Origin of the sequence: Agromyces sp. H17E-10 (assembly GCF_022919715.1) — a bacterium.
Taxonomy (GTDB): Bacteria; Actinomycetota; Actinomycetes; order Actinomycetales; family Microbacteriaceae; genus Agromyces.
Window position 1 is genome coordinate 1150441 of the sequence record NZ_CP095042.1, and the last position, 24108, is coordinate 1174548.

The window sequence follows — 24108 nt, forward strand, 5'->3', positions numbered from 1 at the left end:
GGCGATCGGCCCATTCTCCACGGAATCCGCGCGTGCGCCGGACTGCGTCGGTCGGAGTCGTCGCGGGCTTCCGCACCGGACGGCAACCGTGGTACCGTCCAACATCGTATGACAGCGGTGTCATATCGCAGCGTAGCGACAAGGGAGCGACGGTGAAGCACTTCAACCGGTCGGGCGGGGCCCGCCGAACGCGGGCGACCGCGACAGCAGTGATCACGATGGCGATGGCGGCGGCGGTCTTGACGCCGATCTCCGCGGCGGCCGCCCCGGGGGAGGTGACCTTCACGTCGTCCTTCGAGGCGGGCGACGCGGTGCCCGTGCTCACCGGCACCGGCGAGTCGGTCAACCTCACCGGCGACCGCAACGTGCCGGGCAGCCTGCTGCCGGAGGTGACCGCGATCACGGCGTCGGGCGAGAACCCGCCGAACGAGACCGCGGTCAAGCTGGCCGACGGCAACGCCGGATCGAAGTGGCTCATCTTCGCGTCGACCGGCTGGGCGCAGTACGAACTCGCCGCGCCGCATCCCATCGAGGCCTACACCCTCACCTCGGGCGACGACGCCCCCGACCGCGACCCCCGCGACTTCCGCGTGCTCGGTTCCGACAACGGCACCGACTGGACCGTCGTCGACACGCGCAGCGGCGAGTCCTTCACCGGTCGCGGCCAGACGCGCACGTTCACGCTCGCCGCGCCGAGCGCCGCGTGCCGCTACTACCGGCTCGACATCACCGCGAACCACGCGGGCGGACTCATCCAGCTCGCCGGCTGGGAGCCGATCTCCGACGTCGACGCGGAACCCGTCGCCTCCGACCTCGCGCTCGAGGTCGACTCGGGCCCGACGAGCTCGTACACCGCGAAGACGAACGTCGGCTTCTCGGGCACGCACGCCGTGCGGTACACCGGCAAGCACCTCGGCGCGGGCCCCGCCTCGTCCTCGACGGCGCTCTACACCGACCTCGACATCGCCATCGAGGACGACAGCCGGCTCTCGTACACCGTCTTCCCCGTGCTCGACGCGGGGCAGACCTACGCGTCGACCTTCGTCGCCGTCGACCTCGTGCTCGACGACGGCACGACGCTCGCCGCGGCCGACCTGACCGACTCGTACGGCTACGGCGCAGACGCACGCTCGCAGGGACTCTCGAACGCGCTCTGGCCCGACCAGTGGAACAAGGTCACCGTCGACCTGGGCTCGCTCGCGGGCCGCACGGTCACCGGCGTCCTCCTCGACTACGACCACCCGGGCGACGGCGTCACCCGCATCGAGACGCCGGCCGCCGGCACGCCCGTGCTCGGCTGGATCGACGACCTCAGCATCGACGAGGCCGCCCCGCGCGACACCGGCGACGGGCTCGTCTCGTACGTCGACACGCGTCGCGGCACGAACTCGACCGGCGGGTTCTCGCGCGGCAACAACATCCCGGCGGTCGGCTGGCCGAACGGCTTCAACTTCATCACCCCGATGACGAACGCCGACAACACCGGCACGATCTACCAGTACCAGGGCGCGAACACGTCGCAGAACCTCCCCGCACTGGAGGGCATCGGCTTCTCGCACCAGCCGAGCATCTGGATGGGCGACCGCAACCAGCTGGCCGTGCTGCCCGCGGCGAGCGCGAACCCCACCTCGACGCTCGACGACCGGCGTCTCGAGTTCCACCACGAGAACGAGGTCGCGCGGCCCGACGTGTACGGCGTGCAGTTCGACAACGGGATGACGACCGAGGTGACCGCGACCGACCACGGCGCGATCTACCGGTTCGGCTTCACCGGCGACCAGAGCTCGGTCATCGTCGACCAGCTCGTGAACTCGTCGAAGCTCACGATCACGGGCAACACGGTCAGCGGCTGGGTCGACGGCGGTTCGGGCTGGCCGGGGCGGACTCGCATGTTCGTCTACGGCACCTTCGACGCGCAGCCGACGAACGCCGGCCCGACGACCCGCGGCAACCGCAACGGCAGCGCCCGATTCGCCGCGTTCGACACCGCGGGCGACCGCACCGTCGAACTCCGCATCGCGTCGTCGTTCATCTCCCAGCAGCAGGCGCAGCGCAACCACGAGCTCGAGCTCGCGGGCGTGTCCTTCGACGATGCCCACGCCGCTGTGCAGCAGGCTTGGAACGACCGGCTCGGCGTCATCCACGACGTCGAGGGGGCGACCGACACCCAGCTCGTGACCCTGTACTCGAGCCTCTACCGGCTGAACCTCTACCCGAACTCGCAGTTCGAGAACGTCGGCACGGCGGGCGACCCCGAGTACCGGTACGCGAGCCCCGTGTCGGCGACGACCGGTTCGGCGACCGACACCGCGACGAACGCGAAGCTCGTCGACGGCAAGATCTACGTCAACAACGGATTCTGGGACACCTACCGGACCGCATGGCCGCTCTACTCGCTGCTCTACCCCGACGTGACCGAGGAGCTCGTCGACGGCTTCGTGCAGCAGTACCGCGACGGCGGCTGGATCGCCCGCTGGTCCTCCCCCGGCTACGCCGACCTCATGACCGGCACGAGCTCCGACGTGGCCTTCGCCGAGGCGTACCTCGCCGGCGCGCTCGACACCGACACCGCGCTCGAGGCGTACGACGCCGCCGTCAAGAACGCCACCGTGCTGCCCGTCTCGAACGCCGTCGGTCGCAAGGGCCTCGCGCAGTCGATCTTCCTCGGCTTCACCGAGGAGAGCACGCACGAGAGCGCCTCGTGGGGGCTCGAGGGCTTCATCAACGACTTCGGCATCGGTGAGATGGCGGCGGCACTCGCCGACGACCCGAACACCCCCGCCGACCGCGTCGACCGGCTCCGCGACGAGGCCGAGTACTTCCAGGCCCGCGCCCGGGACTTCGTGCAGATGTTCAACCCCGAGGCCGACACCTTCACCGCCCGCAACGCGGACGGCAGCTGGCCCGTCGGCGCCGACTTCGACCAGAAGGCCTGGGGCGGCGCGTTCACCGAGGCGAGCGCGAAGACCTTCGGCTTCCACGCACCGCACGACGTCGCGGGACTCGCCGCGCTCTACGGCGGGCGGCAGGGGCTGCTCGACCAGCTCGACGAGTTCCTCACGGTTCGCGAGAAGGCCGACTACTCCGGCATCCACGAGGCGCGGGAGGCGCGCGACGTGCGCCTCGGCATGCTCGGCATGTCGAACCAGGTCGCGCACCACATCCCGTACGTGCTCGCCGAGGCGGGCGACCCCGCCGAGGCGCAGGCGCTCATCCGCGACATCCAGCAGCGCCTCTTCGTGGGTTCCGACATCGGCCAGGGCTACCCGGGCGACGAGGACAACGGCGAGTTCTCGGCCTGGTACGTGTTCTCGGCGCTGGGCCTCTACCCGCTCGAGGTGGGCTCCGGCGACTACACGATCGGCACGCCGCTGTTCGACCGCGCGACGCTCAGCATCGGCGAGAACGACCTCGTGATCTCGGCACCCGGCGCCTCCGACGGCAAGACCTACGTCTCCGGCGTCGAGCTGAACGGCACGGCGATCGACGCGACGACGCTCGACGGCGACCTGCTGCGCGACGGCGGCGAGCTCGAGTTCGCGATGAGCGACGAGCCGAGCGACTGGGGCGCGAAGGACCTCGGTGAGGAGCTCGACGTTCCGCGCTCCGTCGTCGACGCCACCAAGCCGGGCCGCGGCACGCTCACGGCGGGCGACGGCACGTCGACCGCGGCCCTCGTCGACGACAGCATGAACACGGCGACGACGTTCGACTCGGGCAGTGCCGTGCTGACCTGGACGTCGCAGTCCGGTCCGGTCACGGTCGGCCAGTACACGCTCACGGGCGCCGCTCGCGACGCGGCCCCGGCGTCGTGGACGCTCTCGGGCTCGACCGACGGCGAGAACTGGACGGAGCTCGACCACCGCGACGGCGAGGCCTTCGCCTGGCCGACCCAGACGCGCCCCTTCTCGGCCGACTCCGACGGCGTGTTCACGAGCCTCCGGCTCGAGGTGTCGTCGGCCGGCGGGCCGCTCACCCTCTCCGAGGTCGAGCTGTTCGCGAAGGCGGGCACGGCCGAGGGCCTCACCGTCAGCGCCGCCGCGGCGCAGTCGGTCGCGGTCGACACCGAGTTCACGGGCACGGTCGCGACGATCGTCGGCACCGAGGCCTCGGCGTCGGGGTACCAGGTCGTCGTCGACTACGGCGACGGCAGCGGACCGGTCGAGTCGAAGCTCACGCGCGACGACCTCGGCGGCTGGCGGGTCTCGGCGCCGCACACCTTCACGGCCCCCGGCGTGTACACCGCCTCGGTGATCGTGCAGGACTCGAGCGGAGCCGCCGCCTCGGCAGCCTCGAACGTCTCGGTCACGCGTGACGAGTCGCTCGTCGGCTCGTTCGGCTCGGTCTGCATCGGCGACCTGGGCACGACCGCCGCGAACTGCGACGGCCAGGGCTTCGGGTACTTCCGCGACAAGCTCGCCGCCGACGGATTCGTCCAGGGCCAGACCCTCACCATCCCGGGCACCGAGCTGACGTACGACCTCCCCGCCGTCGCAGCCGGCAAGCCCGACAACATCACGGGCGACGGGCAGACCGTCCGACTCGACCTCGGCGCCGGGGCGACGCAGCTCGCCTTCGTCGGCACCGCGACCGAGAGCGCACGTCAGCCCGCCGCGGTGCTGCACTTCACCGACGGATCCACGCAGAGCGTGCCGGTCTCGTTCGGCGACTGGGTCGGCGCCTCGGGCAACCCGGCCTTCGGCAACACCGTGCTCGCGGTCTCGGAGGGGCGCCTCTCGGGCACCGGAGCCGAGTCGTCGGTCAAGAACACCGCGATCTACGCGACGGCGCCGATCACGATCGACACCGACGCCGAAGGCGCCCCGAAGGTCGTCGAGTCGCTGACGATGCCGACCGAGGCCGGCACCCTCAGGGACGGCCGCGTGCACGTCTTCGCCATCGCCTCCGACGGCGACCGTTCGGCCGCCGCTCCGCTCGAGGTGCAGCCGCAGACGGTCGAGACGCAGGTCGCGGGCGAGACGTTCGGGGCGACGCTCGCGACCACCACGGGTGGCGCCGCCGAGCAGTCGGCGGTCGTGAACTGGGGCGACGGCACCGCGGTGTCGTCGGTGCCGGTGGTCGACGGCGCGGTCACCGGCGAGCACGCGTACACCGTCGCGGGCACCTACACGGTCTCCGTCACGGTCGACGACGGCATCCGCTCGGCGTCGACCACGGTCGAGATCGTCGTCGACGAGCCCGCGCCCGTCTACACCCCCGAGATCGCGGTCGATCCGACCCAGGTCGCGCCCGGCGGCACGATCCGGGTCACGGGCACCGGGTTCGCGCCCGACGAGGCGATCGAGCTCCGGCTCGGCGACGGCGCACCCGTGTCGACGACCTCGAACGGCGACGGCGTGATCGACACCGAGCTCACCGTTCCGGCCGACACCGTCGACGGCGAGTACCCGGTGACCGCGGTCGGAGCGGTGTCGGCGGTCGAGGCCTCGGCCACGATCAGCGTGCTCACGCCGGCGAAGGCCACGACGGTGACGCTCGGGTCGGATGCCGCCGCACCCGTGGCCGGTGACCTGGTGCCGTTCACGGTGACCGTCGCGCCGACGGCGGCGACCGGCCTCGTCGAGATCCTCGAGGGCGACACGGTGGTCGGCACCGCGGCGGTCACAGCCGGCACCGCGACGGTCGACGTACGAGTGGAGACCTCGGGTACCCACACGTACACGGCTCGGTTCACGCCCGACGTGCCGACGTCGTACCTGCCCTCGACCTCGGAGCCGCTCTCGATCGAGGTCGGCGACGCACCGGTCGTCGCGCCCGAGCTCGAGCTCGGCGACGGCCGCGTGGCGCAGGGCGAGACCCTCGAGATCACCGGACGCGGCTTCGGCGCGGCGGAGACCGTGACGATCACGCTGCGTTCCCGGCCGGTCCGGCTCGCCGAGGTCACGACCGACGGGCGCGGCGGATTCACCGCACAGGTCGTCATCCCCGCGACCACGAAGGCCGGCAAGCACACGATCGTCGCCGAGGGCACCACGTCGGCGCTCAGCGCGAAGGCGAAGCTCACCGTGACGGTCACCACCGTCGAGGTCGCCACCGTCTCGGTCGGTGCGCCCGACCAGCTGCTCGCGAAGGCGGGGTCGGGCGTGCAGTTCGTGGCGCAGGTCACCGCCCTCGACGGCCGCTCGCCGGTCGGAACGTTCACCGTCTACGACGGCGACCGCCCGATCGCCGACGTGCAGGTGGCCGCGACGGCCGACGGCCGGGTGAAGGTCAAGCTCCCGAAGCTCCCGGCCGGCGTGCATCTCGTGCACGGCGAGTTCACGGGTGACGGCGGCTTCCAGGATTCGCAGACCGTGCCGGTCCCGCTGATCCTCTGGTGAGGATCCGGTCCGGTGCGTCCGTCACGGGCGCACCGGACCGGTGCTCCGGACTCGAACACGAGCGGGATGCCGCGGCCGACGTCGGCCGCGGCATCCCGCTTCGTCGTCACGGGAGGGCGAGCCGAGCCGTCGCGCCCGGCGGTCGGGCGTCGGGCTCGCGACGCTCAGAACTCCTCGTGCGTCTCGGGGTCGGCGCCCCAGATGCGACCGCGCTCGAGCGCCGAGATCGCCTCGACCTCGTCGGCGCCGAGCGCGAACCCGAAGACGTCGAGGTTCTCGCGACGCCGCTCGTGATCGGACGACTTCGGGATCGGCACGGCCTCGAGCTCGACGTGCCAGCGCAGGACGACCTGGGCGGGCGAGACCCCGTGCGCGGCGGCGATCTCGACGACGACGGGTTCGCGCAGCAGCTCGGTGCGGCGAGCCAGCGGGCTCCAGCTCTCGGTGCGGATCTCGTGCTCGTCGTGGAACGCGCGCAGCTCGGCCTGCGGGAAGTACGGGTGCAGTTCGACCTGGTTGACGACCGGGGTCACCCCCGTCTCGGCGATGAGCCGCCGAAGCATCTTGGGCGTGAAGTTCGAGACGCCGATCGAGCGCACGAGGCCCTTTTCGCGCAGCGAGATCATCGCGCGCCAGCTCTCGACGTACTTGTCGATGCGCGGCAGCGGCCAGTGGATGAGGTAGAGGTCGACCCATTCGAGCCCGAGCCGGGTGCGCGACTCCTCGAAGCTCGCGATCGTCTCGTCGAACCCGTGGTGGCGACCGGGCAGCTTCGTCGTGATGACGAGATCGCTGCGGTCGATCTCGGTGCGCCGGATCGCCTCACCCACGGCCTCCTCGTTGCCGTAGTTGTAGGCGGTGTCGATGAGCCGGTAGCCGTCGGCGATCGCCGAGACGATCGAGCCGATGCCGACCTGGTCGTTGAGCCCGTACGTGCCCAATCCGATCGCGGGAATCGTGTTGCCGTCGCGAAGGGAGTAGGCCGGAGTACTCATGCCCCAATACTGTCGCACGACCCGCCCGATGAGTAGCGTCACCCTCCGTGGGGTGAGGCGCGCGCCGTGCTCAGTCGGCGGGCAGCTCGGCGAAGGCGCGCACCGGGAAGGTGCCGAACGCCTCGACCTTGGGCGGCACGGCCGTGAACCGGGCGCCGCGCGGCGGCACCTGCTCGAGACCGGTCAGGTGCTCGACGACGTGCACGCCCGCGTCGAGCAGGATCGAGTGCGCGGGGCGCTCGCCGCCCGACTCGACGTCGTCGATGTTGACCGAGTCGATGCCCACGAGCGCGACGCCCGCGTCGACGAGATGCCGTGCGCCGGCCTCGGTGAGGAACGGCGCGCCGGCGGCGTACTCGGGCCGGCCGAACCAGCGGCTCCACCCGGTGTGCAGCAGCACGGCCGACCCCGCGAGCTCGCGGTCGAAGAACACCTCGGCGGGGATGCCTCGCTGCGAAGCATCGGTCAGCCTGAAGACCTCGGCGCGCAGGCCGACGAGCGTCTCGAGCGACAGGCTCGCGAGGTCTCCCCCACCGGCGTACCGGTGGAACGGGCTGTCGAGGTAGGTGCCCGTGTTGCCGATCATCGTGATGACGTCCATCGCGAACTCGGTGCCCGGGGCGTAGTTCGCGCGCGACGCCTCGCGCGTGAGGAACGGCGTGATCGTCGGGGCGGGCAGCCCCGGGTAGGTCGTGAGCCCGGCGGCGACCGTGTGGCTGAGGTCGACGAGCCGGCCGCGGCCGTCCTGCGGTGCAGCGGATGCCGCGGGGTCGGCGTCGCGCCCGGCCTCGACGCCCCGCGACCCCCGGTGCGGCTCTTCGACGATCGCGAGGTTCGTGAGGTCGACGCTCGCGACGAGCGCGAGGCCCAGGTGCCGCACGAGCAGCTCGGCGATCTCGGCCTCGGTCACGTCGTTCGTCGGCAGGTCGAGCCGGAAGCCGGTCGTGCGGAGATCGCCCCCGTTCGCGAAGGCGATCTCGGCGTCGAAGTGGGCGCGGTACTCGGTCACGCGGGTTGCTCCTCTGGCGTCGGGTGATGGTCTGGGGCGGTCTCGGATTCAGGCGTCGCGCGTGCCTCGGCCGCCCCGTCGGCGGGCGACGTCGCGCGCCGCGCGCGGATACGCCGCACGACGGTGACGGCCACGGCGGCGAGCGCGAGCACCGCGGGCACGAGCAGGTTCGACCAGGCGAGCACGAGCAGCGCCGCGGTCATGATCGTCGCGACGACGGCGAGCCACCAGCCGAACGACCAGGTGCGCAGCAGCAGGGTCGCCGCGAGCATGCCCGCCGCGTAGATGGCGACCATGTTGCTCGTGTGGATGAGGATGAAGCCCGTGAGGTCGAGGTCGTTCGCGAGCATGAGCGCGTAGTAGATCAGGATGATGACGCCCGTGACGGCGAGGGCACGGCGCGGGATCTCGCCGTCGGCCGCGCCCTTCGCGAGCCAGCGCGGCAGGTCGCCGTCACGACCGAGCGCGGCGCCGAGCTTGCCGAACGCCGGCAGGTAGGCGTTCATCACGCCGACCGTGACGATCGCCGCGATGATCGCGACGAGCACGGGCCCGATGCCCGGTGCCGTCGTGGAGACGAGGTCGAGCAGCGGCACCTGCCCGTCGCCCGCGCGATCGCCGAGCACGGCGACGGTGACGAACTGCAGCGCGAGGTAGCCGACGCCCACGACGACGACCGCGATGGCCGTCGCGATCGGGATCGTGCGCCGCGGGTTCTTGAACTCGCCGGCGATGTGGGTGCCGACCTCCCACCCGGCGAACGCCCAGACGAAGAGGCTGATGGCCACGCCGACGCCGGCCCACCCGTGCGGCAGGAACGGCTGGAAGTTCGACGCCTCGGCCGCCGGGAACGTCACGGCGACGACCCCGACCACGACCGTGATGAGCAGGCCCGTCAGCACGAACTGCACCCAGCCGGCGACGCGCACCCCGAACCAGTTGGCGATGTACGGCGGCACGAACACCGCGAGCCCGATGATCGGCACCGCCGAGCGGTCGACGCCGAGCACCGCGACGACGTACTCGCCGCCGAGCACCGCGAGCACGGGCGCACCGATGCAGACGCCGAAGTAGAACCAGTACCCGGCCATGCGTGCGGCCGTGTCGCCGAGCGCCCGACGCACGAAGCTCGCGACGCCGCCCGCGTCGGGATAGCGCGCGGCGAGCGCGGCGAAGGTGCCCGCGAGCGGGATCGACAGCACGAGGACCGCGGCGACCGAGATGATCGAGGCCGGCCCGGCGACCTCGGCGGCGAGGCCGGGCAGCACGAGGATGCCGGTGCCCAGCACGCTCGCGATGTAGAGCGCCGTGCCCTGGCCGAGCCCGAGCGTGCCGTGGTGCGCGGGAGCGCCCTGCGCGCCTGCAGCGTGCGGCGTCGCGCCGTCGCGCGGCGTCGTGGCCGGGGCATCCGTGTTCGAAGTCACCCGCTCATTCTGCAGGGTGCCACCGACACCCGGCGATGGCAGGGTCGACACTCTTCATCGATTTCCTGCCACCTTGCCGACGTCGGCGCGCACCTGCGCGACCGCCGCCTCGCGATCGATGAACGACGTGAGCTCGCCGATCGAGCCGAGCAGTGGCGCGGGCACGACGACGAGCGTGTTCTTGTCGACGCCGACCTCGACGAGCGTCTGCAGCGTGCGCAGCTGCAGGGCGAGCGGATGCGACATCATCGTGTCGCTCGCCACGCCGAGCTGCGCCGCGGCGAGCGCCTCGCCCTCGGCCGCGATGATCTTCGCGCGCTTCTCGCGCTCGGCCTCCGCCTGGCGGGCCATCGCCCGCTTCATGGCGTCGGGCAGCAGGATGTCCTTGAGCTCCACGAGCGTGACCTGCACGCCCCACTCGGCGGTCGTGCCGTCGAGGATCTCGCGGATGTTGAGGTTCAGCACGGCCGTGTCGGAGAGCGCTTCGTCGAGGTGGTGCTGCCCGATCACCTTGCGCAGGGTGGTCTGCGCGATCTGGTCGATGGCCGCCGTGACGTTCTCGATGACGATCACCGACTTCACGGCGTCGGTCACCCGGTAGTACGCGACCGCCGAGACGCCGACGCTCACGTTGTCGCGCGTGATGATGCCCTGCGACTGGATCGGCTGGGTCACGACCCGCAGCGAGACCTTCGTCATCACGTCGACGACGGGGATGATGAAGCGGATACCCGGATCGCGCACGCCGTTCAGGCGGCCGAACCGCAGCACGACGCCGCGCTCGTACTGCTTCACGATCTTCACCGACATGAAGAACAGGATGATCGCGACGATGGCGACGACGATCACGGTGATCCAGAGCCAGACCATGGCACTCATCTCCTGCGGCGCCGGTGACGGGCCGCGCGCCGTCACCTCCATTGTCGCACTCCCGCCGGTGACGCGGCCGTGGTCTCGATACGCGTCGCCGCTCCGCGTCGGCGCTACTCGACCGCCGGGCCGGACTACAGCCGCGCGAGGGTCTGGTCGATGTCGGCGAGCAGGTCGTCGACGTCCTCGATGCCCACCGAGAGGCGCACGACCGACTCGGGCACCTCGGCCTCGGTGCCACGCACCGAGGCGTGCGTCATCTCCGACGGGTAGTTCACGAGCGACTCGACGCCGCCGAGCGACTCGGCGAGCTGGAACAGCGTCGTCGACTCCGCGAACCGGCGTGCCGCCTCCCCGCCCCCGGCGAGCGCGATCGAGAGCATGCCGCCGAAGCCCGACATCTGGCGCGCGGCCAGTTCGTGGCCGGGGTGCGACTCGAGGCCCGGGTAGTACACGTGCGCGATCGCGTCGTGCTCCTCGAGCCGGCGGGCGATCGCGAGGGCGTTCTGGCTGTGGCGCTGCATCCGCACCCCCAGGGTCTTGATGCCGCGCGAGGTGAGGAAGGCGTCGAACGGCCCCGAGACGGCACCCGCGGCGAACTGGGTGAACTTCACCCGGTCGTGCAGGTCGTCGCGGTCGATCGGCCCGGCGGCACCGCCCGACGCGCCCGCGCCGCCCGCGAACACGAGCGCACCGCCGACGACATCGGAGTGGCCGCCCAGGTACTTCGTCGTCGAGTGCACGACGACGTCGGCGCCGAGGGCGAGCGGCTGCTGCAACGCCGGCGAGGCGAACGTGTTGTCGACGACGACCACGAGGCCGGCCTCGTGCCCGAGCTCGGCGAGCGCCGCGACATCCGAGATCTTCATGAGCGGGTTCGACGGCGTCTCGATCCAGAGCACCTTCGTCGCGGGTTCGATCGCGGCGCGCACCGCGTCGAGGTCGCTCGTGTCGACGGTCGAGTCGCGCACGCCCCACGCACCGAACACCCGACGGATGAGCCGGTGCGTGCCGCCGTAGACGTCGTTGCCGATGATGACGTGGTCGCCGGGCTGCAGGACCGTGCGCAGCAGCGCGTCCTCCGCGGCGAGGCCCGACGCGAACGACAGGCCGTGCGCGCCGCCCTCGAGCGCCGCGAGCTGCGCCTGGAGCGCGTCGCGAGTGGGGTTGCCGCCGCGCGAGTACTCGTAGCCGCCGCGGAGGCCGCCGATCCCCTCCTGCACATAGGTCGAGGTCTGGTAGATCGGCGGGATCACGGCGCCCGTCGTCGGGTCGAAGGCCTGGCCGGCGTGGATGGCACGGGTGTCGAAGCGGGCGTGGTCGGTGTTCATGAGGGTGGTGCCTTACGTGAGGGGAGGTCAGTGGGAGAGGTAGGTGAGCAGGTCGGTGCGGGTGATCACGCCGAGCGCCTTGCCGCCGTCGGTCACGAGCATCGCGGGCGCGTCGGTGAACGCGGTGCGCGCTGCGGCCACGGGCTCCTGCACGCCGATGAGGGGCAGCGCCTCGCCGACCACTCCGCCGACCTCGTCGGTGAGCTTCACGGCTCCGGTGAAGACCTGCTCGAGCAGGACGTCCTCGTGCAGGGCGCCGAGCACCTCGCCGAGCACGACGGGCGGCTCGTGCCCGACGACGACGACCTGCGAGACGCCGGTCTCGGTCATGCGGTCGATCGCCTCGCGCACCGTGTCGTTCGGGTGCACGTAGACGAGCGGGGCCGTGCGGTCGGCCTTCGCGGCGAGCAGGTCGGCGATGGTGTGGCCCGTGGGCGCGTTGCCGAAGCCGTACGCACGCATCCACTTGTCGTTGAAGATCTTGCCGAGGTAACCGCGGCCGCCGTCGGGCAGCAGCACGACGAACACGTCGTCGGCGGTGACCCCGGGTGCGGATGCCGCGCGCAGTGCGGCGACGACGGCCATGCCGCTCGACCCGCCGACGAGGATGCCCTCCTCACGGGCGAGCCGACGGGTCATCGCGAACGAGTCGGCGTCGCTCACGGCGATGATCTCGTGCGGCACGTCGGGGTCGTAGGCGTCGGGCCAGAAGTCCTCGCCGACGCCCTCGACGAAGTACGGACGCCCGGTGCCGCCCGAGTACACCGACCCCTCGGGGTCGGCGCCGATGATGCGCACCGCGTCGCCCGAGACCTCGCGCAGGTAGCGCCCGGTGCCGGTGATCGTGCCGCCCGTGCCGACGCCCGCGACGAAGTGCGTCACCCGGCCGTCGGTGTCGCGCCAGATCTCGGGACCCGTGGTCTCGTAGTGCGAGCGCGGCCCGTTGGGGTTGGCGTACTGGTTGGGCTTGAACGCACCGGGGATCTCGCGGGCGAGCCGGTCGGAGACGCCGTAGTACGACTCGGGGCTGTCGGGCGCGACGGCGGTCGGGGTGACGACGACCTCGGCGCCGTACGCCGTGAGCACGTTGCGCTTGTCCTCGCCGACCTTGTCGGGGCACACGAAGATGCACTTGTACCCGCGCTGCTGGGCGACGAGCGCGAGCCCGACGCCCGTGTTGCCGCTCGTCGGCTCGACGATCGTGCCGCCCGGCTTCAGCAGGCCCTCGCGCTCGGCCGCATCGATGATACGGCCGGCGATGCGGTCCTTCGACGAGCCGCCCGGGTTGAAGTACTCGAGCTTCACGAGCAGCGTTGCCGCGGTCACCCCCTCGGTCACGTGCTGGAGCTTCACGAGCGGGGTGTCGCCGACGAGGTCGACGATCGATTCTGCGTACTTCATTGCGGTGTCCTTGCGAGTCGGCCACGGCTCAGCCGGGGTGCGGCGAACGATCGGGCGTGCGTGCGGGGTCGGTGGAAGACGTCAGCGACAACACAGCGAGAGGAGCACGTCGTCAACTCTAGCCGGGGCGCCGAGCTTTCAGAAAGGGGCCCGATCAGCGCGTCGATGCGGCGTTCTCACAGCCGCATGCATTCGTATAGGAGACGGTGCCCGAGTGCGGCGCCGGCCCCACCACCCGACGTCCCCATCGAGAGAGGCCCCGCGTGAGCGCGACCCCGCCCGTTCCCCCGAAGGCGAAGCAGCAGGCCACGAAGCAGACCACGAAGCAGCAGCGCGCCGCCGAGCGACAGCGCCAGCTCGAGGAGTTCAAGCGCCGCGAAGCCCGGTCCAAGCGCAACCGCCGCATCCTGGTGTGGGCCGGCGCCGTCGGCGGCCTGGTCGCGGTGGGCCTGCTCGTCACGGCGATCGTGCTCGCGCCGAAGGGCACGAACGCGGATGCCGCGGCCGACGGCGGCGGCGGCGCGAGCGGCGCGATCGAGGGCGTGCAGACCTTCTCCTACCAGGGCGGCGCGCACGTCGAAGGCCCGATCGACTACACCGAGACCCCGCCGGCCGGCGGCGAGCACAACCAGGTGTGGCTCAACTGCGGCGTATACAGCCAGCCCGTGCCGAACGAGAACGCCGTGCACTCGCTCGAGCACGGCGCCGTCTGGGTGACGGTCGACCCGGCGCTGCCGGCCGACGAGCTCGGCAAGCTCACCGCCGAGCTGCCGACGACCTACGTCGTGCTGTCGCCGTACGAGGGCCTGCCCTCCCCCATCGTGCTCAGCGCCTGGAACGCGCAGCTGCAGGTCGAGGATGCCTCGGACCCGCGCATCGCGCAGTTCGTCGAGCAGTACTGGCAGAGCCAGAACGCGCCCGAGCCCGGCGCCCCCTGCTCGGGCGGCCTCGACGCGCCCGGCAAGCTGTCGTGACCCGGCGGGCGGAGCCCGCCACCGAGCCCGACGCGGACGGTGCGGAGCCCGGGCCGCTCGACGCGGCGACCGGGCACGACGAGCGTCGTGGCACCGGTCGCGGCGGCAGCGGTGGCAGCCGCGTCGCGGCGATCGTCGTCGCATCCGTCGCCATCGTCATCGTCGCGATCGCGGCGTTCGCGATCGGGCGGCTCTCGACCCTCGACGACCCGACGCCGACGAACACGAGCGCCGAGGCCGGGTTCGCCCGCGACATGCAGGTGCATCACCAGCAGGGCGTCGAGCTCGCGCTCATCGTGCGCGACGCGACCGACGACGACGAGATCCGCCTGCTCGCCTACGACATGGCGACGACCCAGGCCCAGCAGGCGGGGCAGATGTACGGCTGGCTGAGCGCGTGGGGGCTGCCGCAGGCCGGCAGCGAGCCGTCGATGACGTGGATGACGCGACCCGTGCCGGGCAGCGGCCACGACGCGCACGGCTCGGGTGCCGGCGCCCACGAGCCGGGTGCGCCGATGCCGGGCCTCGCGACGCCCGAGCAGGTCGCCGAACTCCGTACGCTCTCCGGAGAGGCCGCCGAGCGACGGTTCCTCGAACTCATGATCGCGCATCACCGGGGCGCGGTCGAGATGGCCGACGCCCTGCTCGAGCGCTCGTCGAACGACGTCGTCACGGCGCTCGCCCGCTCGATCGTCGCGAGCCAGACGAGCGAGATCGAGCTCATGCAGCAGTTGCTCGCCGAGCGCTCGCCGACCGGCTGAGCGGTTCCGCCGGTCGAGGAGCGCCCGACGACGTCGGAAGCGTCTCGAGACCCGGTGACCTGTGCGGCGCTACTCGACCAGCGGAGCCTCCGCATGCACCGGTCGCTCCTCCTGCTGCCGGTAGAGCGAGGCGTAGACGCCGCCCGCCGCGACGAGCTCGGCGTGCGTGCCGCGCTCGACCACCCGGCCGGCGACGATCACGAAGATGACGTCGGCCGCGACGACCGTCGAGAGCCGGTGCGCGATCGCGATGGTCGTGCGACCGCGCGCGGCGTCGTCGAGCGCCTGCTGCACGACCCGCTCCGAGATCGTGTCGAGCGCGCTCGTCGCCTCGTCGAGCACGAGCACCGCCGGGTCTTTCAGCAGCACGCGCGCGATCGCGATGCGCTGCTTCTCGCCGCCCGAGAGCCGGTAGCCGCGTTCGCCCACGATCGTGTCGTAGCCGTCGGGGAACGACGCGATCGTCTCGTGGATGTTCGCGGCCCGCGCGGCAGCCTCGAGCTCGGCGTCGGTCGCCTCGGGTCTCGCGTACCGCAGGTTGTCGGCGATGGAGGCGTGGAAGAGGTACGTCTCCTGGCTCACGATGCCGATGTGCGACATGAGCGAGTCGCGATCGAGGTCGCGCACGTCGACCCCCGCGAAGCGCACGGCGCCGCTCGTCGCCTCGTAGAGCCGCGGAACGAGGTACGACACCGTGGTCTTGCCGGCCCCGCTCGGGCCGACGAACGCGGCGAACTGCCCGGGCTCGATCGTGAAGCTCACACCGTCGAGCGTCGGACGGGGCTCGTCGCCCTCGGTGCGTACCGCGTCGGGGTAGTGGAACGAGACGTCGTCGAACTCGACCCGGCCGAGCGCGCCGTCGGTCGGCACCGCACGCGCGTCGGCCTTGTCGCTGATCGCCGGCCGCAGGTCGAGGTACTCGAAGATGCGCGCGAACAGCGCGCTCGAGGTCTGCAGGTCGAGCGCGACCCGCATGAGCCCCATGAGCGGGAAGAGCAGGCGCGCCTGCACCGTCGTGAACGCGACGATCGTGCCGGCGGTCACGTCGGCGTTGCCGCCCGCGATGAGCCAGCCCGAGACGAGGTAGACGATCGCCGGGATCGACGACATGAAGATGTTCACCATCGCGAAGAACCACTGGCCCGTCATCTGCTGCTTGACCTGCAGCCCGATCTGGTTGCGGTTCTCGTCGGAGTAGCGGTCAATCTCGCTCTGCTGCCGGCTGAAGCTCTTCGACAGCAGGATGCCCGAGACGCTCAGCGTCTCCTGCGTGATCGCCGTCATCTCCGACAGCGACTCCTGCGTCTTGCCGGCGAGGCGTGCCCGCACCTGCCCGACGCGCCGCTGCGCGATCACCATGAACGGCATGAGCACGAGCGCGACGACCGTGAGCTGCCAGTTGAGTAGCAGCATCGCGACGAAGGCGCTGATGACGGTGACGGTGTTGCCGAGCACGCTCGACACGGTGTTCGTGAGCACGCCGGCGACGCCGCCGACGTCGTTCTGCAGGCGCGACTGGATGATGCCCGTCTTCGTGCGCGTGAAGAAGCTCAGCTCCATCGCCTGCAGGTGGCTGAACAGCCGCACGCGCAGGGCGCCCATGACCTTGTTGCCGATCGTCGCCGTGAGCCACGTCTGCCAGACGCCGAGCAGGGCCGACACGACGAAGACGGCGATCATGGCCAGCACGAGCGTCGACAGCACGGGCAGGTTCGGCGGGGATGCCTCGCCGCCGGCGCCGGTCGGGAAGAGGCCGTCGTCGAACGCGCGCTGGGTGAGCAACGGCGGGATGACGCTGAGCGCGGCGCCGATGAGCACGAGCACGACGGTCGTCGCGAGGGCGCCCTTGTGCGGGGCGAAGAGCTCGGAGATGCGTCGCAGCAGGTGCGGGATCTTCGGCGCGTCGGCGTTCTCGGCGCGCTGCGCCGCCTCGTCGGCCGAGGCGATGCGTGTGCGCGCCTTGCCGTAACGGCCGACCTGGCCGCCGCCTCCCCCGCCACCGCCGTGCATGCTCATGCGTTCACCCTACGGCGGGCCACCGGCGCGCCCGACGGCGTTCGCCCCGGGCGCACCCGGCGGGCGTGGCCCGTCGTGCGGTCGCGGCCCCGAGGCCGCCACCCCGAACTGGGGCCAGCCGCCGGCGGAGCACGGGTATACCGTGAGCCGCAACTCCGGTCGTACCCGCGCATCCCGACCCGATACCCGCCGTCCCCCGCCTGGGAACGTGGCGATGCCGGGCGATCCCGAGCCTCGAGGAAGTGCCGAGATGGACCCGAAACCCGGTCGGTGGACCTCGCGCCTGCGCGCGATCGTCTCGCTCGGCGCGATCGCTGCCCTGGTCGCCGGCGGCATCGCGCTCTTCGCCGCGCCGGCGGAAGCGTTCGCGCCGATGAAGCGGGAGTTCGAGAACGCGGCGGTCACCGGCGGCCAGTGCATCGGCCACGCCCCGACGCCGCTCACGGTTGAGATCACGGCGACGTACCCGGATGCGCCGTACGACATCGTCATCTGGAGCGGCGGGGTCCAGGTCGACGAGGTGACGCGCCTCGGCGACAACTCCACGATCTCGACGTCATTCACCCTGCCGGCCGGTGACTACGTCGTCGAGATCAGTCGCCCCGACGGCTACGGCGAGAGCTCCTTCGGCGGCACGATCCCCGCGACGGTGGCGGCATGCCCCGACCTCGACGTCGCGACGGCGCCGCTCGCCTGCAGCCTCGGCGACGACGGCTCGACGCTCATCACGTTCACCAGCATGGTGCCCGGCGAGCCGTATCTCTTCGACGTGGCCGGCCCCGCGTTCTCGCTCGGCGGGCCGTTCGTGGCCGCGTCAGAGACGGAACAGCGCGAGATCGTGAGCATGCCGCCCGGCAACTACACGGTGTATGTGCAATGGAGCCCCGAGGAACCGACGCAGACGGCCATGTTCGACTGGGTCGCCTTCGCCGTCGAACCGTGCCAGCCGGCGATCGAGGTCGCGGTGCAGCAGTGCACGGCGGCGGGCGGAACGGCCGGTGCCACGGCCACCCTGTCGAACCTCGAGGCCGGCGTCGAGTACACGGTCGGCGCCGACGCCGCCACGGCGACCGACGCCGGGACGTTCGCGACGCCCGTGCCGGTGACGGGCGATGCTTCCGGTGCGGCGAGTGTAGACCTCGGCGCGCTGCCCCCCGGTCTCGACATCGTCGTCCACGTCGACGGCGCCTGGCAGGCCGCGCCGTGGGAGGAGCCGCCGTGGCTCGGCGGCGGCAACTTCGTGCCGCTCGGCACGGTCGCCCTCGCGGCGAGCGAGACCACGAGCACGTCCGCCTGCCCTGCGGTGATCGTGACGCCGACTCCCACTCCCTCGCCCTCGCCCACGCCCACGCCGTCGCCCGCGCCCGCCGACGCGGCCGGGCCGCAGCTCGCGGCCACCGGCACCGACGCGGGCGGCGCGCTGCTCGCCGTCGCCCTGCTGATCGGGCTCGGCGCACCTGCGGTGATGCTCGCCCCGCGTCGCCGTCGGCACAGCTGAGCCGGCGGCGCGGCGGCCCGGCTGCTGCTCGGTACACGGTCGAAGCGCGGATGCCCCGGCCGGGGCATCCGCCAGCCGCTCAGCCCTTCGTCGAACCGGCGAGCAGACCTCGTACGAAGTAGCGCTGCAGGCTGAAGAACACGATGAGCGGGATGACGAGCGAGATGAACGCCGCGGCGGTCAGGCGCTGCCACGTCTGTCCGCGCTGGCCTGCGAGCTCGGCGAGGCGCTGGGTGAGCGGAGCGACATCGGCCGTGCCGCCCGAGAAGACGAGCGCGACGAGCAGGTCGTTCCACACCCAGAGGAACTCGAAGATCGCGAACGACGCCAGGATCGGCACAGACAGCGGCACGACGATGCGCATGAAGATCTGCCCGTGCGTCGCGCCGTCGACCCGCGCCGCCTCCATGAGCTCGCGCGGGATCTCCGAGATGAAGTTGTGCAGCAGGAAGATCGCGAGCGGCAGGCCGAAGATCACGTGGGCGATCCACACCTGCACGTACGTCTCGTCGGGGATGATCGGGATGACACCGTGCAGCCATTCCTGCGCAGGCTTCAGCGTCGTCGTGAAGATCTGGAGGAGTGGAATGAGGGCCATCTGCAGGGGCACGATCTGCAGGGCGAAGATGCCGATGAACACCCAGTCGACGAACGGGAACTTGATCCACGCGAGCGCGTACGCGGCCATCGCCGCGAGCACCGTGCAGAACACGACGACGGGGATCGTGATGGCGAGCGAGTTGACGAAATACGACCCGAGCTGCGGGGCCGAGGACGACGCCGAGAGGAGGACCTCGCTGTAGTTGTCGAGTGTCCAGCCCCAGTTCTCGAAGGCCGTCCACCAGCCGGTCGTGTTGATCTGGTCGGCCGGCCGGAACGAGGAGACGAACAACCCGAACGTCGGCAGCGTCCAGAGCACGGCGATGAGGAGTGCGAACACCGTCGCCGTGCGCGACGTGAGCCGACGCTTGACGCGCGTCGCCTTGGTGCCGTCGAGGTTGTAGCCGCTGCGGGCGGCCGCGTCGAGCTCCTTCGCGATCGCCTTGTCGCTCGATCCGGTGACCTGGCTCATCGGATCTCCCTCTGCTTGCGGAGCACGCGGATGTTGTAGACGACGATCGGTACGACGAGCAGGAACAGCACGAGGGCGAGCGCGGCGCCGCGGCCCGGCTCGGCTGCGCGGAAGGCCTGCGTGTACATCTCGTTCGCGATGACGCTCGTGTTGAAGTTGCCGCCGGTCATGACGCGCACGATGTCGAACACCTTGAGGGTCGCGATCGTGATCGTCGTGACGACCACGACGAGACCGCCGCGGATGCCGGGCAGCGTCACGTTGCGGAATCGCTGCCAGTCGGTGGCCCCGTCGAGCTCCGCTGCCTCGAGCTGCTCGCTCGGGATGCCCTTGATCGACGCCGACAGCACGACGACCGCGAAGCCCGTCTGCACCCAGATCATGACGACGATGAGCAGCAGCGTGTTGATGAAGGGTTCCTGCAGCCAGAGCACGGGCTCGCCGCCGAACCAGACCACGATCTGGTTGAGCAGGCCGATCTGGGGGCGGGCCGCCGGACGGTACTCGTAGATGAACTTCCAGATGATGCCCGCGCCGACGAACGAGATCGCGACGGGCATGAACACGAGCGACTTGTAGATCTTCTCGCCGCGCGACCGATCGATGAACACGGCGTACGCGAGCCCGATGCCGGTCGATATGGTCGGCACGAGCACGACCCAGAGGATCGTGTTGCCGAGGGTGAGCAGCGCCTCGGGCTGCGTGAACATCCACACGTAATTGTCGAAGCCGACGAGTTCGCCAGCCCGGTTCGTGAACGACGTGAACGCGGTTCGCACTGCAGGGTAGAGCAGCCCCACTGCCAGCAGGAGGCACGCGGGAGCGAGGAACAACACGAGCTGGTACCACTCACGACCGCGCTTTGGTGCGCGGTCGATGAGGAACAGGATCAGCCCGATGACGGCCGCGAAGAGCGCGAGCCCCAGCAGGATCTGGAAGATCTTGCCGATCAGGTCGGCGGTGGTCAACTCGAATGCCTCCGATCGCTCGCGGAATCAGTGGTCGCCGGCGCACGGCACGGCAGGGCGGGTGGGGATGCCTCGGGGCCGAGCGCTGCTCGGCCCCGAGACGTCCGTCACTCCTGCGGCCAGCTCGCCTCGATGAAGTCGAGCGTGTCCTTCGTGCTCTTGCCGCCGATCCAGTCGACCATGCCCGTCCAGAACGAGCCCGAGCCCACCGCGGCCGGCATCACGTCGGAGCCGTCGAAGCGGAAGGTCGTGTTCGGGTCCTGGAGGAGCTCGACCGAGGCCTTCAGCAGATCACTGCCCGCGTTCTCGGGGTCGAGCCCGGTGTTGGCGCTGATGACGCCGCCGAGCTTGACGCGCGAGTTCGCCCATTCGGGGCTGGACAGGTAGGTCTGCGCCGCCACGACCTCGTCAGCGTCGGAGAACGCCGCGACGATCTCGCCGCCGCCCGTGACCGCGTTGGCGCCGGCCTCGGTGCCAGGGAGCATGAAGGCCCACACGTCGCCGTCCTCGGCGACCTTGGTCCCCTCGGGCCAGAAGCCCTCGTAGAACGAGGCCTGGTGGTGCAGGGCGCACGATCCGTCGAGAATCGGCAGGCCCGCGTCTCCGAAGTCGGTCGTCGCGATCGACCGCACGTCTCCGAGGCCGCCGTTCACATTGGCGTCGTCGCGGATGAACTCGCCGACCGAGTCGAACGCCTGGGCGATCTTCGGGTCGTTGAACGCGATGTCATGGGCGACCCATTGGTCGTAGACGTCAGCGCCCTGCTGGCGCAGCACGAAGTCCTCCACCCAGTCGGTGCCGGGCCAGCCCGTCGCCGCACCCGACGCGAAGCCGACGCACCAGGGCTTGTCGACCGCACCCGAATCGCGGATCTCCTTGGTCAGCGTCGTGAGTTCGTCGAGCGTCGTCGGGACCTCCCAGCCGTTCTCCTCGAACATCGCGGGCGAGTACCAGACCCAGCCCTTGATGTTCGCCATGAGCGGGGCCCCGTAGAGTTCGCCGTCGACGGTGCCGTAGTTCGCCCAGTCCTCCGACCAGTACTCGGCCACGTTGTCAGCCACCGACTTCGGCGCCTTGAGCAGGTCGCCCTGCTGGGCGAGGCGGGCGATGAGGCCCGGCTGCGGGGTGATGCCGAGGTCGGGCGGGTTGCCGCCCTCGATGCGGACGTTGAGCTGCTCTTCGTACTGGTCGGACCCCTCGTAGACGATGTCGATGCCCGTGCAGTTCTCGAAGTCGGCCCACGACTGGTTCAGCAGTTCGGCCTCGGGGTCGAGGATCGTGCCGTAGACGTTGACCTCGGTGCCCTTGTCGAACGTGCCGTAGGTCTCGTAGGGACCGCAGTCGCCGGTGGCCTCTCCTTCGTTCGCGATGTCGCCCGTGCAGGCCGTCAGCGTGAGGCCGACCGCTGCGGCTACCACGACCGGTGCCATCCAACGGCGATGCCGTGTGAATCCCATGTCTCCTCCTCGTCGAGTGTGGTGCAGGCGGAGCCGAAACGGCTCCGTTTTCCACGCTATGGCAGGGCGAATGCGCCCACAAGGGGGTGGCGGGTCACGATACGGCACCGATCAGTTGCTTGCGAACGCTGGGAGAGAGCGCTCCCCCAAAGATCAGTGCGGATGCCCCGGGGTGAGCCGGGGCGGCGAACTAGGCGGCGTCGCCGACGGTGATGGCCTCCGCCTCGACCTCCGCGGGCTCCTCCTCGACGCGGTCGACCCGGCGGAGCGCGCGGTGCCCGGCGACGACGATCACGAGGGCGACGCCGACCGAGATCGCGGCCGCGTAGTACGGGGCGTCGGGTGCGATCAGGTGGGCCAGTTCGGCGGCGGCCGGCGGGGCGATCGCGCCGCCGAGGAACCGCACCGCCGAGTAGGCGCTCGACGCGACGGAGCGCTGCAGGTCGGTCGCCTCCATGACGCACTCGGTGAGCACCGTGTTGAGCACACCGAGCACGAGTCCGCCGACGACGATGCACGCGACGAGCGCCGCCTGGTCGTCGATGAACACCCCGGCCGCGACGAGGTCGAGCGAGAGCAGCGGCAGTGCGATCCAGAGCACGCGGGTGCGCGGCATCCGAGCCGTCAGCAGCGGCGCGACGAAGACCGACGTGATCGCGAGCGCGAGGCCCCAGCCGAAGAACGTGAAGCCGAGGCCGAGGGCGTCGAACCCGAGCGGGAACGGCGAGTACGCGAGCAGCACGAAGAAGCCGATGTTGTAGAACAGGGCGGCCGCGGCGAGCACGGCGAGGGCGGGCTGACGGAGCGCCCGGATCGGGGCGGAGAGTTTCGTCGGCTCGGGACGAGCGGCATCCGGATCGTCTTTCAGGAAGGCCACGATCGCGATGAAGCCGACCGCCATGAGCGCTGCGGTGCCGAAGAACGGGCCCCGCCAGCTGACGTGGCCGAGGAGGCCCCCGAGGAGCGGCCCGATCGCGATGCCGAGGCCGAGCGCCGCCTCGTAGAGGATGATCGCGGAGCCGGTGCCGCCCGCCGCCGCGCCGACGATCGTCGCGAGCGCGGTCGAGATGAAGAGCGCGTTGCCGAGGCCCCAGCCCGCGCGGAAGCCGATCACCGACTCGACGTTCTGCGAGAGACCGGCGGCCGCCGCGAACACGATGATGAGCCCGAGCCCGATGAGCAGCGTCTTCTTCGCGCCGATGCGGCTCGACAGCCAGCTCGTGCCGAGCATCGCGAGGCCGGTGATGAGCAGGTAGCTCGTGAAGAGCATCTCGGTCTCGGTCGGCGTCGCCTTCAGGCTCTCGGCGATCGCCGGGAGGATCGGGTCGACGAGGCCGATGCCCATGAACGCGATCACGCACGCGAACGCGACGGCCCAGACGGCCTTCGGCTGCTTCAGGATCGATGCGGATGTCTCGCGGGTGGCGTGGGCGGTCACGCAGTGGCTCCATTCCGCGCGGCGTCGTCCGCGCGCTCGATACGGGTGCGGATGACGGCCACGGCCCTGGCGAGCGCGTCGCGCTCGTCGGCCGAGAGGTCGTCGAAGTAGGGGGCCATCGCCCCGACGAGCTCGTCGCGCCAGGCGTCGAGCGCCGCGAGACCCGCTGGATCGGCCGAGATGAGCCAGGCGCGGGCGTCGTTCGCGTCGGCGATGCGGCGGATCCAGCCGCGCTCGTCGAGGGTGTGCACGAGCTTCGTCATCGTGGGCTGGCTGACGCGGCTGACGCGGGCGAGCTCGCCGAGGCGCATCGGGCCGAGGTCGCGCAGCACGGCGATCGTGCGCCAGACGGCCGGCGACTCGGCGGCGGGCGTCGAGGCGGCGGCGAGGCGGGTGAGGCGGTTGTTCACCGAGACGAGATCGCCGATGAGGTCGGTCAGGCTGGACGGATCGGTGGAAGATTGCATAGCTCAACTATATAGTCATGCTATCTATTTGTCGAGTGCGTCGCCGTTGTCCACGGCCCGGAGACGACGGATGCCCCGTGGTCGAT

The 24108-nt window shown here is 71.0% G+C and carries 16 protein-coding genes; 4 read left to right on the top strand and 12 right to left on the bottom strand.

Annotated elements, in window-relative coordinates; translation table 11 throughout:
* Window positions 1–152: 152 nt before the first annotated feature.
* A complete protein-coding gene (locus MUN74_RS05265; protein ID WP_244855381.1) occupies window positions 153–6341 on the top strand; it encodes a GH92 family glycosyl hydrolase in 6189 nt (2062 codons plus the stop codon).
* A gap of 164 nt (window positions 6342–6505) precedes the next feature.
* Here the strand turns inward: MUN74_RS05265 and MUN74_RS05270 are convergent, their stop codons facing one another.
* The 6 genes from MUN74_RS05270 to MUN74_RS05295 all read right to left on the bottom strand — a co-directional run bounded on the left by MUN74_RS05270 (window position 6506) and on the right by MUN74_RS05295 (window position 13371).
* The gene (locus MUN74_RS05270) at window positions 6506–7336 is read right to left on the bottom strand and encodes an aldo/keto reductase (protein ID WP_244855382.1); all 831 of its coding nucleotides are present in this window, start codon (window positions 7334–7336) and stop codon (window positions 6506–6508) included.
* 70 nt (window positions 7337–7406) lie between these two features.
* Entirely contained in the window at window positions 7407–8345 is a 939-nt protein-coding gene (locus MUN74_RS05275; RefSeq protein WP_244855383.1) for a cyclase family protein, read from the bottom strand.
* The gene (locus tag MUN74_RS05280) at window positions 8342–9769 is read right to left on the bottom strand and encodes an APC family permease (protein ID WP_244855384.1); all 1428 of its coding nucleotides are present in this window, start codon (window positions 9767–9769) and stop codon (window positions 8342–8344) included. The genes MUN74_RS05275 and MUN74_RS05280 overlap by 4 nt, the downstream gene beginning before the upstream one ends.
* Window positions 9770–9823: 54 nt before the next feature.
* Entirely contained in the window at window positions 9824–10639 is an 816-nt protein-coding gene (locus MUN74_RS05285) for a slipin family protein (protein WP_244855385.1), read from the bottom strand.
* Window positions 10640–10773: 134 nt separating this feature from the next.
* Window positions 10774–11970: a cystathionine gamma-synthase gene (locus MUN74_RS05290; RefSeq protein WP_244855386.1), complete on the bottom strand. Its 1197-nt coding sequence runs from the start codon at window positions 11968–11970 to the stop codon at window positions 10774–10776.
* Window positions 11971–11997: 27 nt separating this feature from the next.
* Window positions 11998–13371, bottom strand: coding sequence for a cystathionine beta-synthase (locus tag MUN74_RS05295; protein ID WP_244855387.1), 1374 nt, complete (start codon window positions 13369–13371; stop codon window positions 11998–12000).
* Between the two features lie 263 nt (window positions 13372–13634).
* Between MUN74_RS05295 and MUN74_RS05300 the strand changes: the two genes are divergently transcribed.
* Both MUN74_RS05300 and MUN74_RS05305 read left to right on the top strand, forming a co-directional pair.
* Window positions 13635–14345: a DUF3105 domain-containing protein gene (locus MUN74_RS05300; RefSeq protein WP_244855388.1), complete on the top strand. Its 711-nt coding sequence runs from the start codon at window positions 13635–13637 to the stop codon at window positions 14343–14345.
* Window positions 14342–15106: a DUF305 domain-containing protein gene (locus MUN74_RS05305; protein ID WP_244855389.1), complete on the top strand. Its 765-nt coding sequence runs from the start codon at window positions 14342–14344 to the stop codon at window positions 15104–15106. Before MUN74_RS05300 ends, MUN74_RS05305 begins: the two co-directional genes overlap by 4 nt.
* A 69-nt stretch (window positions 15107–15175) precedes the next feature.
* On the opposite strand, the gene MUN74_RS05310 is transcribed toward MUN74_RS05305, so the two are convergent.
* Window positions 15176–17116, bottom strand: coding sequence for an ABC transporter ATP-binding protein (locus MUN74_RS05310; RefSeq protein ID WP_244856356.1), 1941 nt, complete (start codon window positions 17114–17116; stop codon window positions 15176–15178).
* Window positions 17117–17372: 256 nt separating this feature from the next.
* Here MUN74_RS05310 and MUN74_RS05315 point away from each other — a divergent pair, with 256 nt between their 5' ends.
* Complete coding sequence (locus MUN74_RS05315) at window positions 17373–18620, top strand: hypothetical protein (protein ID WP_244855390.1); 1248 nt, start codon at window positions 17373–17375, stop codon at window positions 18618–18620.
* 79 nt (window positions 18621–18699) lie between these two features.
* On the opposite strand, the gene MUN74_RS05320 is transcribed toward MUN74_RS05315, so the two are convergent.
* The 5 genes from MUN74_RS05320 to MUN74_RS05340 all read right to left on the bottom strand — a co-directional run bounded on the left by MUN74_RS05320 (window position 18700) and on the right by MUN74_RS05340 (window position 24022).
* Entirely contained in the window at window positions 18700–19692 is a 993-nt protein-coding gene (locus MUN74_RS05320; protein ID WP_244855391.1) for a carbohydrate ABC transporter permease, read from the bottom strand.
* Window positions 19689–20660, bottom strand: a complete 972-nt coding sequence (locus tag MUN74_RS05325) for a carbohydrate ABC transporter permease (protein WP_244855392.1) — start codon at window positions 20658–20660, stop codon at window positions 19689–19691. Before MUN74_RS05325 ends, MUN74_RS05320 begins: the two co-directional genes overlap by 4 nt.
* A gap of 107 nt (window positions 20661–20767) precedes the next feature.
* On the bottom strand, window positions 20768–22117 hold the full coding sequence (locus tag MUN74_RS05330; RefSeq protein ID WP_244855393.1) for an ABC transporter substrate-binding protein: 1350 nt from the start codon (window positions 22115–22117) through the stop codon (window positions 20768–20770).
* Window positions 22118–22307: 190 nt separating this feature from the next.
* Complete coding sequence (locus MUN74_RS05335; RefSeq protein WP_244855394.1) at window positions 22308–23555, bottom strand: MFS transporter; 1248 nt, start codon at window positions 23553–23555, stop codon at window positions 22308–22310.
* Complete coding sequence (locus MUN74_RS05340) at window positions 23552–24022, bottom strand: MarR family winged helix-turn-helix transcriptional regulator (RefSeq protein ID WP_244855395.1); 471 nt, start codon at window positions 24020–24022, stop codon at window positions 23552–23554. The genes MUN74_RS05335 and MUN74_RS05340 overlap by 4 nt, the downstream gene beginning before the upstream one ends.
* Window positions 24023–24108: the final 86 nt, after the last annotated feature.